This is a genomic window from Streptomyces sp. H39-S7 (genome assembly GCF_027158205.1).
Taxonomy (GTDB): Bacteria; Actinomycetota; Actinomycetes; order Streptomycetales; family Streptomycetaceae; genus Actinacidiphila.
On the sequence record NZ_JAPVLU010000009.1, the window covers coordinates 212,121 to 225,607 of the forward strand.

7 protein-coding genes are annotated in these 13,487 nt (G+C 71.6%); 4 read left to right on the forward strand and 3 right to left on the reverse strand.

Going from position 1 to position 13,487, the window contains the following annotated elements; translation table 11 throughout:
• Positions 1–146: 146 nt before the first annotated feature.
• Positions 147–1,061, reverse strand: a complete 915-nt coding sequence (locus tag O3X23_RS11440; protein ID WP_269271176.1) for an FG-GAP-like repeat-containing protein — start codon at positions 1,059–1,061, stop codon at positions 147–149.
• Positions 1,062–1,569: 508 nt separating this feature from the next.
• On the opposite strand from O3X23_RS11440, the gene O3X23_RS11445 reads away from it, so the two are divergent.
• Entirely contained in the window at positions 1,570–5,304 is a 3,735-nt protein-coding gene (locus tag O3X23_RS11445) for a family 78 glycoside hydrolase catalytic domain (RefSeq protein ID WP_269271177.1), read from the forward strand.
• 76 nt (positions 5,305–5,380) lie between these two features.
• Here the strand turns inward: O3X23_RS11445 and O3X23_RS11450 are convergent, their stop codons facing one another.
• On the reverse strand, positions 5,381–6,058 hold the full coding sequence (locus O3X23_RS11450) for an esterase/lipase family protein (RefSeq protein WP_269271178.1): 678 nt from the start codon (positions 6,056–6,058) through the stop codon (positions 5,381–5,383).
• A gap of 186 nt (positions 6,059–6,244) precedes the next feature.
• Here O3X23_RS11450 and O3X23_RS11455 point away from each other — a divergent pair, with 186 nt between their 5' ends.
• The 3 genes from O3X23_RS11455 to O3X23_RS11465 all read left to right on the forward strand — a co-directional run bounded on the left by O3X23_RS11455 (position 6,245) and on the right by O3X23_RS11465 (position 12,901).
• On the forward strand, positions 6,245–9,064 hold the full coding sequence (locus O3X23_RS11455) for a helix-turn-helix transcriptional regulator (RefSeq protein ID WP_269271179.1): 2,820 nt from the start codon (positions 6,245–6,247) through the stop codon (positions 9,062–9,064).
• A gap of 197 nt (positions 9,065–9,261) precedes the next feature.
• Positions 9,262–11,778, forward strand: coding sequence for a collagenase (locus O3X23_RS11460; RefSeq protein WP_331283899.1), 2,517 nt, complete (start codon positions 9,262–9,264; stop codon positions 11,776–11,778).
• A 304-nt stretch (positions 11,779–12,082) separates the two neighbouring features.
• Positions 12,083–12,901 (forward strand): response regulator transcription factor, encoded by an 819-nt coding sequence (locus O3X23_RS11465; RefSeq protein WP_269271180.1) that lies wholly within the window; start codon positions 12,083–12,085, stop codon positions 12,899–12,901.
• On the opposite strand, the gene O3X23_RS11470 is transcribed toward O3X23_RS11465, so the two are convergent.
• Positions 12,898–13,200: a hypothetical protein gene (locus O3X23_RS11470; RefSeq protein ID WP_269271181.1), complete on the reverse strand. Its 303-nt coding sequence runs from the start codon at positions 13,198–13,200 to the stop codon at positions 12,898–12,900. The two genes, O3X23_RS11465 and O3X23_RS11470, sit on opposite strands and share 4 nt — an antisense overlap.
• Positions 13,201–13,487 lie beyond the last annotated feature (287 nt).

Below are 13,487 nucleotides of genomic sequence, written 5' to 3' on the forward strand. Positions count from 1 at the left end.
GGCGCCGGGGAAGGCGCGGGAAAGGTGGCGCGTTGGTGCGCATGGGTGGTGTGAGCCGTTCTGCTGGTGCCGCCCTCGTGGCCGGCCGGGTGCCGGGCCGCGGGGCGGGGGAAGTGGGGAGAGTGGCCGGGAGGTGAACGCCGGTCTCAGAACAGGGTGTTGAAGGCCTGCCAGCCGGAGGTGCCGATCTGCACCCGGGCCGCGAAGGGAGTGGCGGCGGTGCCGGTGCCCTTGAACAGCCACAGGGCGCCGGCCGCGTCGCGGCCGATCAGGTCGGCCTTGCCGTCTCCGTTGTTGTCACCGGTCGACACCAGGGTGGTGTAGTTCGTCCAGTCGGTTCCCGGCACCGTCAGCCGGGTTCCCAGGATCGCGTTGGCCGTCACACTGCCCGTTCCCGGGTAGATGTAGAGCGCTCCCGCCGTGGTGCGGGCGATCAGGTCGTTCTTGCCATCGCCGGTGTAGTCCCCCACCCCGGCCAGGGTGTCCATGCCGCTCCAGCCACCGGTTCCGGCCTGGACCCTCGCGGCGAACGTGCCGTCCGGCTTGCCCTGGTACAGCCACAACGCCCCCGCGGCGTCACGGGCCAGCACGTCGGGATCGGCGCTGCCGCCCAGATTCCCCGCCGACACCAGCGCGTTGTAGGCATCCCATCCAGCGCCGATGACCTTCGTCTCCGTGCCGCGGCCGGCGGTGTAGTAGAGCGTCGTGCCGATCCGGTAGTACAGGTCGACGCCGCCGCCGGCGGCGGACGTCTTGGTCTGGAAGAACGCGGTGGCGACGGTGAATCCGCCGCCCAGGTCCGCCGCGGGCCGCACTCCCCCGGTGCCCGTCGGTTCGTAGTCGTAGAGATGGCCGTCGGCCTTGCGGCCGAACAGCGGCAGCATCGGGGCGGCGGCAGCGGCTTGAACGGCCGGCAGGTCGGCCGAGGCGGAGGAGGGACCGTGGTCGTCGGCCGGCGACGGCGCCGAGCCTCCGATCACCACGGCGAGCACGGCCGCGGCGGCGAGGCCGGCGGCACGTATCACCGCCCGGCGGGCCGGGCGGTTGACGAGACTGAGCATGCGAGAGAACGTCCTCACGGGCGCACGAGAGCAGGCACGCGCGCGGTCGCTCGGATGTCGGACGTGTACCGCCCGCCGGCTCCCCCACGGATACCCGCACGCCTGGTCCACGACCACGGCCCGCGAACTTTACAGAACAACAAGATCGAAAAGGAAGAGCCTTTCGCCAACCGTGATGCTTCGGCGGTCGGTTGAGGCCGCGGCCACGCCGGCTGCGGCCTCAACCGCCGGAACCGGGGCACTCACAACCGGAGTTCCTGCGGGCAGCCTCACGAATTGAAACGATATCGGAGACGGCTGCCGATGGTCCGAGGTGGCAACAACCTTTCGGACGAGGGTGGTTGAATGCCTCCGTCATCCGAAGCATTCAAGCCACCCAAGGCTTTGACCGCTCACCGACGGGGCCATGTCGCACCGCGACGACGGCTGTCGAACCCCTGGACGGCGCGGGGGTGCACGCCGTAGCATCCCGCCGAATGAATCGATTCATTCCTAGGTGGGAGTAGCCATGCCGCTGGACGAGCCGTCCCCCTCCGGGCACGAACGACGCGTGATCCTGAAATGGGGGCTCGGCGGAGCCGCGCTCGCCGCGGCGGGATTCTCCGCCCTGACGGCCCCCTCCACGAGCGCCGCACCGATGGCGGGAACCGCGGTCCCCGTCGGTCTCACCGGGGCGCACTGGGTGTGGTTCCCCGAGGGCAGCCCCGCGAGTTCCGCCCCGGCGGGCGACCGGTACTACCGCCGGACCTTCACCGTTCCGCCAGGTGCTGTCACCGAAGCGCAGTTCGTCGTCACCGGAGACGACACCGTGGACGTCTGGCTCAACGGCACTCCCCTGGCCTCCTCCCCGCGGGGCGCCGACTCATGGGCCCAGGCGCTCTACGTCGATCTCCAGTCGGCCCTGCTCCCGGGGGCGAACACCCTCGCCGTCGCGGCACGCAACACCTCCACCGGTCCGGCCGGCCTCATCGGGCGGGTGCGCGTCGTGGCCGGCGGCAGCGCCGTCGACCTCGTCACGGACGGAGCCTGGAAGGCGTCGCAGAGCGCGGCGGCCGACTGGGAGCAGCCCAGCTTCAACGACGCGGCCTGGCCCGCGGCCGCGGACCTCGGTGCCTATGGCGCGAACCCGTGGGGAAGCCGCGTCGCCGCGCCCGACACGGCGGCCGCCTCGCCGCTGAGCGTCGCCTCCGCCACCACCGAGCGCCGCACCGACCCGCTCGGACTGGACGCCGCCCGGCCCCGGTTCGGATGGAAACTCACCGGGACCGGCGGGCAGGCACAGGGCGCGTACCAGGTCATCGTCGCCACCACGAGCGCGCTGGCCGACGCCGGCACCGGCGACGTCTGGGACAGCGGCCGCACCCCGAGCGGGCAGTCCGTCGATGTCGTGTACGGCGGTCCGGCGCTCGCCTCGCGCACCCGCTACTACTGGCGGGTCAAGATAGGGGACACCCAAGGGCGCGTCAGCGCGTGGAGCGCCGTCCGCACCTTCGAGACCGGCCTGCTCGCCCCGGCCGGCGAGTGGAAGGGCGCCTTCGTCGGGCAGCCGCTGTCCACCGCGGGACTGAGCGGCGCCACCTGGATCTGGTATCCCGAGGGCGATCCGGCCTCCGGTGTCCCGGCCGCGACCCGCTACTTCCGCAAGACCGTCAACCTCGCCGCCGCACCCTCGTCCGCCACCCTCGTCGTCTCCGGTGACGACACCGCGACCGTGTGGGTCAACGGCGCCCAGGTCAGTGCCGCCACCGCGTGGCAGCAGGCCTCGGTCGTCGATCTGACGAGTCGGCTGCACGCCGGGACCAACACCATCGCGGTGTCGACGCAGAACACCAGTCAGTCCCCGGCGGCCATGATCGCCCAACTGACCGCGACCGGCAGTCCGGTGGTCAACACCGACGCCACGTGGAAGGCCGCGCAGACCGGACCGGCCGGCTGGGAGCAGCCCGGCTTCAACGACTCCGCCTGGGTACAGGCCAAAGCGGTCGCCGTGTACGGAAGCGGGCCCTGGGGGTCCGGGGTGGCGATACCGCAGGCCAAGCCCTCCCCGCTGCTGCGCAAGACGTTCACCGTCTCCAAGCCGGTCGCCAGGGCCCGGCTGTTCACGACGGCCCTGGGGCTGCAGGAGACCCGGCTCAACGGTGCCAAGGTCGGCAACGACGCGCTCGCGCCCGGCTGGACGGACTACTCCAAGCGTGTGCAGTACAAGGAGTACGACGTGACCGGCCAGATCGTGCAGGGCGCCAACGCGCTCGGTGCGTGGCTGGGCAACGGCTGGTACACCGGGCATGTCGGCTGGCACGGGCCGCAGCTCTACGGCGCGCAGCCGTGGTACTCGGCGCAACTGCACCTGACCTACACCGACGGGTCGACCTCACTGGTGGCCACCGACGGCAGCTGGAAGTACGCGCCCGGTCCGATCCGCACCGACGACCTGCAGATGGGCGAGGAGTACGACGCCCGGGCGGCTGTCGCGGGGTGGGACGGAGCAGGGTTCGACGACAGCGCCTGGAGCGCCGTCACGGTGCGCCCGGGTGCGCTGCCGAACCTGGTCTCACAGGTCGACGAGGGCGTGCGCGTGCAGCACGACCGTCTTCCCGTCTCCCTCACCCAGCCCAGACCCGGGGTGTGGATCTTCGACCTGGGGCAGAACGCCACCGGCTGGGACCGGCTGCGGGTGTCCGGGCCGGCGGGCACCGTCGTGACGCTGCGGCACGGTGAGATCCTCAACGCGGACGGCACGCTCTACACCGACAACCTGCGGGTGGCGGGCCTGGGAACCGACCGGTACACCCTCGCGGGCACCGGAACGGAGACCTACGAGCCGCGGTTCACGCTGCACGGCTACCGGTACGTCGAGGTGACCGGTTTCCCCGGTACCCCCACGACTTCCGCCATCACCGGTCGCACCGCCTGGACGTCCGCGCCGCAGTCGGGCACCCTGACCACCTCCAGCACGCTGCTCAACCAGGTGCAGCAGGCGATCGTGTGGGGTCAGCGGTCCAACATGCTCGCCGTTCCCACCGACTGCCCGAGCCGCAACGAACGGCTGGGCTGGACCGGTGACATCGCCGCCTTCGTCGAGACCTCGACGTTCAACATCGACATGTCGGCGTTCCTCAACAAGTACACCGACGACCTGACCGACGCCCAGCACGCCGACGGGTCGTTCACCAACACCGCACCCGACACGCAGGACGGCTCGGGCGTCGCGGGATGGGGCGACGCCGGCGTCATCGTCCCCTACGCCCTGTGGCAGCGCACCGGCGACGTACGTGTCGTCGACGAGCACTTCGCCGCGATGGTCCGGTGGGTGGAGTACCTGAGGTCGACGGCCGACGCGAACCTGATCCGTGACCAGGGTGGCTTCGGTGACTGGCTGAACGTCAACGACGACACCGCCCGCAACGTCATCTCCACGGCGTTCTTCGCGTGGGCGGCACGCCTGGTGTCGAGAATGGCGCGGGCCACCGGGCGCAGCGCGGAGGCCACCACCTACGGCACTCTCGCGGACCAGGTCGCCGCCGCGTTCACGAACTACTTCGTGGCGGCCAACGGGACGGTGTCCGGCAACACCCAGACCGGGTACGTGCTGGCGCTCGCCTTCGGGCTGGTTCCGGAGAACCGGGTGCAGTCCCTGGTCGACCGGCTGGTCACCAAGATCTCCGCTTCCGGCGGCCATCTGTCCGTCGGGTTCCTCGGGGTCAAGGACCTGCTGCCGGTCCTCACCGATCACGGCCGCGCCGACATCGCCTACCAGGTCCTGCTCCAGCCCGGGTACCCCGGCTGGGGGTACATGATCAGCAAGGGCGGGACCACCATCTGGGAGCGCTGGGACGGCATCAGGACCGACGGCAGCCTCCAGGACGCCGGAATGAACTCGTTCAACCACTACGGACTCGGTTCCGTCGGCGACTTCCTCTACCGCCAGGTCGGCGGCCTCGGCCCGGCGTCCCCCGGCTACCGGGCGCTGCTGGTCGCACCGCGGCCCGGCGGCGGGCTGACCTCGGCACGCTCCGCGTACGAGACGCCGTACGGGCAGGCGGTCAGCGACTGGTCCCTGTCCGGCGGGGTGTTCACCCTCAAGGTGACCGTGCCCGCCGGCACCTCGGCGACCGTCCGGGTGCCGGCCGGCTCGGCGGCCTCGGTGACCGCGCCCGCCCAGGCGGTGCCCTTCGGATACGCCCAGGGCGCCGCGGCGTTCCGGGTGCCGGCCGGGAGCCACACCTTCACCGCACCGGCCTGAGCCGCGTACGTGCCGGTCCCCTCCTCAGGCGGGGGGACCGGCACGTGCGACGCGGGAAGGCCGGGGGGTGCGGCGGTCAGGTGGCGAGGAACCTTGCCACGGCGCTCATGGTGACCGTGTCGGTGAGGAAGCCGATGTGGGTCTGGCAGGCGACGAGATGGTTCGCGGCGCCGCTCAGCACGGTGCTGGTGTAGGGCAGGATGACGCCGTCGCAGGGCGAGTACCAGGTGGCGTACTTGGTGTCACCTGGGCTTTCGTCCCCGGCGTTGACGGTCGCCAGGAAGGCCGAGCCGGGGTACATCTCGATGCAGGACGCGTTGATCAGACAGGCGCTCGCGAAGGTGGTGCCGTGGTTGGCGCCGGCGATGGAGGCGAGGTGGCGGACGTACGGCTGTCCGCCCAGTTGCTTGACGTACCAGTCGCTGACCAGGCCGCCCATCGAGTGGTTGACGAGGTCGACCCGCTGCGCACCGGTCCGCGCCAGCACCTGTTGGACGTAGGTGGCGAGCCCTGCCGCGCTCGTCTTGTTGGACTTGCTCCAGTCGTACTCGTAGGCGAAGAGCTCATTGCTCGTGTAGCCGCCGGCCATGAAGACGGCCTTGGCCGACGTCCAGTTGCTCGCACTGCCGCTGAAGCCGTGGACGAAGACGACCGGGGTATGGGGGGTGGCCGCCGTCGCGGGGGCGGGTTGGGCGGTCAGGATCAGGCCGATCGCGGTGAGCAGGGCGAACAGGACAGCGGATATCCGTCGCATGAAGGCTCCTTCGTCTCGGGTTTCCGAGGTCTCCGAGGTCGTGGAGATCGCTCGGGGGGACGTGGGGAGTCTCAGGGCGGGACGCTGTGCACGGACCGGTGTAATCACCGGCCCTCTGAGGTGGTTCGGGCCACGGAACGCGCATCGCTATTCCGTTTTTCGCTACTCGCGCGTAACACTGACGTCATGGAACCTGCGCCGGGCGCGCGCACCACACCGCGGGGCCCGCGCGTACCGCTGCCGGGTCCGTTGCACGGCCGTGAGCGGGAGCAGGAGCTGATCGGCGGGCTGCTGGCCGATGCGCGTGCCGGCCGGGGCGGCGCCGTCCTGATCGCGGCGGACCCCGGTATGGGCCGCTCCGCCATGCTGGCGGAGAGCGCCAGGATCGCCGACGGTTTTACCGTGCACACGATCGGCGGTACGGCGGCGGAAGCCCACGTGCCGCTGGCGGGGGTGCAACGCCTGCTCCTGCCGATGGCTTCCCACCTCCGCTCCCTCCCCGCCTCGCAGGCCGCCACGTTGGAGGAGGTTCTCGCCGGGAACACGCCGCGCGGGGGTGACCTCCGTCTGGGGGTGTGCCTCCTGCGGTTGCTGGCGTCGGCCGCCCGCACCGGGCCGCAACTGTGGTGCGTGGACGACGCGCAGTCGCTGGACGCGACGTCTCTGCGCGCCCTGGCCTTCGTCGCGCGCCGGCTGGACGGCGTCGCAGCGGCGGCAGTGTTTGCCACGGACGCGGCAGGACCGGCCGAGGAGACGCTGGGCGGAATCACGGTGCTGCGCCTCGGCCCGCTGAAGCCGCGCGAGGCCGGGCGGATGCTGGCCGAGCGGGGCTGCGGCCCGCCCGGCACGCACCCGGCGGACGAGATCATCGCCCTGGCGCAGGGCGCCCCGCTGGCGCTGCTGGAACTGGCACGCGCGACGGACCAGCCCGCTTCCGCACCGTGGTCGGGCGCGAACGGAGCGGGCCTGCCCCGCGGACCGCTCACGCTGCCGGCGACCAGCCGTCTGCGCGCCCACTACCGGCGGCGCTACGGGGGACTGTCCGCCGCGGCGAGGGCCGTGGTGTCGCTGGTCCTGGTGGGCGGACCGCTGACCCTGGGAGTCGTACAGGCCGCCACACACCGGTCGGGCCCCTTCCAGAAGGCGCTGGACGAGGCGCTGGCGGCGCACCTGGTGGTGTGCGGCGACGGGCTGGTGACCCTGCCGGGACCTCTCCTGCGAGCAGTTCTGTCCGGGGAGGTCCCGCTCGCCGACCAGCGCGCGGCCCATCAGGCCCTGGCCGATCTGGCCGAACGGTCCGACCCCGCCGACTGCCCCCTGCGCCGGGCCGTGCACCGGCTCGCCACCGCGGACGTGCCCGGGCCGGAGCTGGTGACGGACCTGGACACCGCGACCGCCGCGGCACGCGCGGCCGGTGACCACGCGGGGTCCGCGTCCGTCCTGGAGCAGGGCGCCGACCTGACGGCGCATCCGCAGGTACGGGCCCGCTGGCTGGTCACCGCGGCCTCCGACCGGCTCACGGCCGGCGAGGTCCGGCGCTCCCTCGGGCTGCTGCACCGGGTTCCGGCCCGCTACGGGCCACCGGCCACCCGTGGGCTGCGCAAACTGGTGCAGGGCGAGATCGAACTGCGCAACGCGGTGCCGGCGCGCGCCTGCCGGGACCTGTCCCAGGCCGTCAGCCTCCTCTCCCCCGAACGGCACCTTTCCTCGCGCGCGCTCATGCTCGCCGGAGAAGCGAGCTGCCTGGCAGGGGACTTCGCCGCCTACTTCACCCTCGCCGAACAGGCCCGCCGGCTGCGCCGCGCCGACGACCCGCCGGAACTGCAGCTGATCTTCGACCACTTCGCCGGCATGTCCGCCACCTTCCACGGCCGGCACGACGAAGCGAGCCACGCCCTGGGGCGGGTCCTGCGACTCTCCGGTACGGTCGCCGGTCCCGAGCCGGCGATCTGGGCCAGCCAGGCCGCCTACACGCTCGGCAACACGCAGCGCGCCCACACGCTGGCGGTCGCGGCCGTACAGGAGGCCGGGGAGACCGGCGCACACGCGCTGGTGCCGGCCGCTCTCGTCTACCAGGCCCTGTCCGCGCTCATGCTCGACCGGCACGCCGCCGCCGAGACCGCCGCCCTGGAGGGGCTGCGGCTGGCGGAATCGACGGGGCAGCGCAATCTGGCGGTGGACCACCTGTCGCTCCTGGCCCTGCTCGCCGCCCTCCAGGGAGACCGGGCCACCGCGTCACTGCGGCTGGGGACAACCGCCCACGAAGTCGCGGCGCGCGAGCTCGGCCGGCCCAGCGCGTTCAACTGCTGGGCGTCTGCCTGCCTCGACCTCGTGGAGGACCACCCCGCCGACGCACTGGCCCGCTTCAGCCACATGTCGGCCGGGGTCGGCCAGATCAACCTGGCGATCCGCGCCATGGCCGCACCTCACTTCGTCGAGGCGGCGATCCGCTGCGGCCGCCGGGACATGGCCGCCCGCGCGCTGCGCGCGTTCGACAGCTGGGCCGCCAGCAGCGCGGGGCCGGGACGGCGGGCCCTGGCACACCGGTGCCACGGCCTGCTCGCCGAGAACCCCTCCCTGGCGGAGGATCACTTCCGCGAGGCACTGCGGCTGCACCATGACGACCATGCCGCACTCGAGATGGCCAAGACCCAGCTCTTCTACGCGAGCCGGCTGCGGCGGGCCCGCAAACCGCGCGCGGCACGCGGCCTGCTCCGGGACGCGTTGGCGATCTTCCAGCAGTGCCAGGCGCGCCCGTGGGCGGAGCGGGCCACCGCGGAACTGCGCGCGGCCGGGGACCGGGCCGGGACGTCCGTCCGGCACGAGGGCCAGGATCTGACGGCACAGCAGGTCCGCATCTGCGAGCTGGTCGCGCAGGGAGCGACCAACCGCGAGATCGCCGACCGTCTCGTCCTGAGCTCCCGCACCGTCGAGTACCACCTCCGCAATGTCTTCGCCCGGTTGAGCGTGCGCTCGCGAACCGAACTGGCCGCCCTTTTCCGCTGAAGCGGACTCCGCACGGAACCCGGTCCCGCCCCGCAGAAAATGCCGCTGGTTCCCGCCGACCCTCTTCTCATGCGATGTGACATGTGCAATGTTATTGCGCGCAGGCTGTGTCCATGTCAAATGACGCAGATCGGCCCGCGGTTCTCCCCCCACGCCGTGCAATGGCGCACGGCCTTCACACCGCTGGGAGGCGGCACGTGAACACCCAACCGCTACGACGAAGTCTCATCGGATTCCTGATACTCGCCCTCGCCCTGTGCCTGGGCATCGCCATGCTGGTCCAACCAGGCCGCGCCGCGGCAGCGGACGAGCGGCAAGGACCGGCCACCCGCTCCACCGCGGTGCCGCCGCCGCTCGGCTCGCACACCGACGCATCGGACCGGGCCGACGCGCGACGCCACCCGATCGACGCCGCCCACCTGCCGCCGATACGCCCCATCACCTCCTCGGCGCCCTCGAAGAACCCGCCGAGGGCGCAGACGGAGAGAGGTACCGCCGCGGCGTCCTGTACCCCGGCCGACTTCGCCAGGACCGGATCCGCGCTGGTCGCCTTCGTCCAGGCGTCGACCACGAGCTGCGTCAACACCCTGTTCGGCCTCACCGGCACCAACGCCTACAACGCCTTCCGCGAAGCGCAGATGGTCACCATCGCCAACGCCTTCCAGAGCACGTCGCGGACCTACCCCGGTGACAACTCAGGCAACGTGTGGCAACTCGTGCTGTTCCTGCGCGCCGGCTACTACGTGCAGTCCTACAACTCCTCCGCCGTGGGACCGTACGGCCCGGTCCTGGCCACCGCCACCGAAGGCGCGCTGGACACCTTCGTGGCGTCCCCCCACTTCCTGGACGTCAGCTCGGCCAACGGCGACGTCATGGGCGAGGTCATGATCCTCACCGACAGCGCCAATGAGCAGGCCCGTTACCTGAACACCTACAAGAGGGTGCTCAACGCCTACACCAGCTCCTGGGACGCCTACTGGAGCATGGACACCGCGGTCAACGACGTCTTCACCCCGATCTTTCGCGGGCACTGGAACCCCGCGTACATCACCGCCGTCACCGCCGACCCCAGCCTCATCGACACACTCAGCGCGTTCGCGCTGAACCACCGCGACGTGCTGAACGGCACCTGGTTCTGGCTGGACGCCAACGCCGGCACCGAGATGGCCCGCTTCCTCGACACGCCCGCCCTCCGCGCCAAGGTACGGCCGCTGGCGAAGGGCCTGCTGAACGCGTCGTCGATCACCGGCACGACCGCCCCGCTGTGGGTCGGGGTCGCCGCCATGACCGACACCTACGACCAGGCGCAGTGCTCGTTCTACGCGACGTGCGGCTTCACGGCCCAACTCACCGCCGCCGCACTGCCGATCACGTATCCGTGCGACGCCGCGCACACCTTCCGCGCCCAGTCCCTGACCCCCGCCGCCCTGGCCGCCGCGTGCACCAGCCTCAAGGGCCAGGACGCGTACTTCCACAACATCGTCAAGGACAGCGGTCCGGTCGCCGACGACAACAACACCAACATCCAGATCGTGACGTTCGCCAGCCCCAAGGACTACCAGGTCTACTCCGGCTGGATCTTCGGCAACAGCACCGACAACGGCGGCATGTACCTGGAGGGCGACCCCGCCGCGCCGGGCAACCAGGCCCGCTTCCTGTCCTACGTCAAGAGCGTGAATGACGGCTTCCCCGGCGACATCTGGAACCTCAACCACGAGTACACGCACTACCTCGACGGACGCTACGACATGTACGGCGACTTCACCGCCGGCCAGGGCGTCCCGGACATCTGGTGGATCGAGGGCTTCGCCGAGTACGTCTCCTACAGCTACCGCGGCCTCCCCGACACCGAGGCGATCGCCGACGCCGCCCGGCACACCTACGCACTGAGCACCCTGTGGCAGAGCACCTACGACAACAGCAGCCTGGACCGCACCTACCCGTGGGGCTACCTGGCCGTCCGCTACATGATCGAGAAGCACCCCGCCGACGTGCAGAACATGCTGGCCAAGTTCCGCACCGGCGACTACAACGGCGCCTACGCGGTCTACAGCACCGGCATCGGCACCCGCTACGACGCCGACTTCACCACCTGGCTCGACGCCTGCGCCGCCGGTGCCTGCGGCGGAACCGCCGGCGGGCCGACCGCGGCCTTCGACGCCGTCGTCTCCGGCCTGACCGTGAGCCTCACCGACAAGTCCACCGACACCGGCAGCGCCATCACCGCACGCTCGTGGAACTTCGGCGACGGCACCACCTCCACGGCCACCAACCCCTCCAGGACGTACGCCACCGGCGGCACGTACACGATCACCCTGACCGTCACCGACGCCAAGGGCCTGAGTTCCACCACCGCCAAGCCCGTCACGGTCAGCGGCGCCCTGCCGACCTGTACGAGCGCCGACGCCCGCGTCATGGGCCGGAACTGCTCCCGCTCCGGCCGGTCGGCCGCGACCGGGGACCTGGACTACCTCTACATCTACCTGCCGGCCGGGACCACCACGCTGAACGTCACGACGACCGGCGGCACCGGCGACGCCGACCTCTACTACAACCCCACCACGTGGGCGACGTCCACGGCCTACACCGCCCGCTCGGCCGGCGCGGGGAACACCGAAACCCTCACCGTCACCAACACCACCGCCGGGTACCGGTACATCAGCCTGTACGCCCGGACGGCGTTCAGCGGGGTGACCGTCAGCACCAAGTACTGACCGTCTCCTGCTCGCCCGTGCACGGCGAAGCCCGCGGGCAGCGGCACCGGCCGCTGCCCGCGGTGCGCCGCGGCGCACGCTCCCCCGTCACCGGCCGCGCTGATCCACCGATCCGGTGGACCGGCGCAGCCGACGTCTCGGAAGCACCGTGAGCGGGCAGCCCCGGGTACCCCGCCCCGCGTCACGGTCCGTCCCGTGCAGTTTGGGCGGCGCCGCGAGCCGACCACCATACGAGGGTCTGCGTATGCCGCGGACCGCGGCGGCCCGGTAGTCTAAGCCCCGCCTGCGGATGAAGGGGGCCCCGGTGGGGAGCTCGTTATCGCTCAGCGACCTGGATCTGCGCACCTTGGCGCGGATCGTCACGGAGGACCGCACCGACGCGCCCGCACGGGGGCTGCCGCCGTCGCTGCTCGGTGATCTGATGGGCCAGATCCGCTGTGACGACCTGACCTTCGCGGGCTTCGACAGTCACCGGCAGACGTGGTGGCTGACGCAGGTCGGCCCTGGTGGCGACGGTACGGACGACGCGGCCGCCGACGCGACGCACTGGGAGCACTACTGGGACTGCCGCCCCTGCAGCTACCCCGACCGCAGCGGCGACCTGCGCAGCGTCGTGACGATCGCGGACTTCTACTCGGCCAGGCAGTGGCACAGCACCGGCATGTACACCGACTACTTCAGGCCGCTGGGGATCGAGCACCAGCTCATGCTCTGCATGCCCGCCGGAACACCGGGGACCAACGGCCGCGGCCGGACCCTGCGGATGTTCCTGTTCCGCGGGCCCGGCCCGGACTTCTCCGAGCGCGACCGTGCGCTGCTCACCCTGCTCCGCCCCCATCTGCACGAGGCATACATGGATGCCGAACGGCGCCGGCACCCCACCCCCCAGCTCACGCCCCGCCAGTGGCAACTGCTGCACCTGCTCGCCGCGGGGCACACCAACGTCCAGATCGGCCGCCGGCTGGGCGTCTCCGAGGGAACCGTGCGCAAGCACCTGGAGAACGCCTACCGACGCCTGCAGGTCTCCAACCGCATGGCCGCGGTCCACCGCGCGTTCCCGAACGGACTGTCCGACTCCTGCCCGCCCTGCGACCCGCCTGTCGGCCCCCCAGGTTCGTCCTAGACCCGTTCCGCCGTCCGCTGCGGCGCCAGTTCCACGCCCGGCGGGCGCAGGTACAGGCTCAGGGTGTGGGCGGGCTCGGTCGTCCGGCGGTCCCAGCGGGTGTCGGCGACGGTGCACGCGGGGCCGTCCCCCAGCCAGTCCGCGGCCGCCTGGAACAGGGCCACGGGGTCCTGACCAGCCAGGATCAGCGTCGCGTCGTCCTCCACGGTGAGCCACAGGTCGACGTGCGAGTTCACGAACGCGCCCGCCCGCTCGCGGAGCTCCTCCACCAGCGTCGCAGTACCGGAATCAGTCATCATCGCTCTACTTTCTCCGCCCATGTCAGTGACTGCTCGTGTTCCCCGCTCACCTTCCGTTACTCCTCCGGGTCCGCCACAAAACGCCGAGAGCCGTCCCACCCCCGGCATCGGGATGGGACGGCTCTCGGAAGGTCGGCCGAAGGTGTTACGCGGCGGCGCTCGTGCGGGGCGCCGGGCGGTCGCCCGGTGCGGAGCGGCGGGCCTGGGCGAAGCGGCTGCGGCGGCCGCGGGTGGCGGAGGTGCTGCGCTTGGCACGCTCCACGACCGGGGCGGCGATGACGCACGGG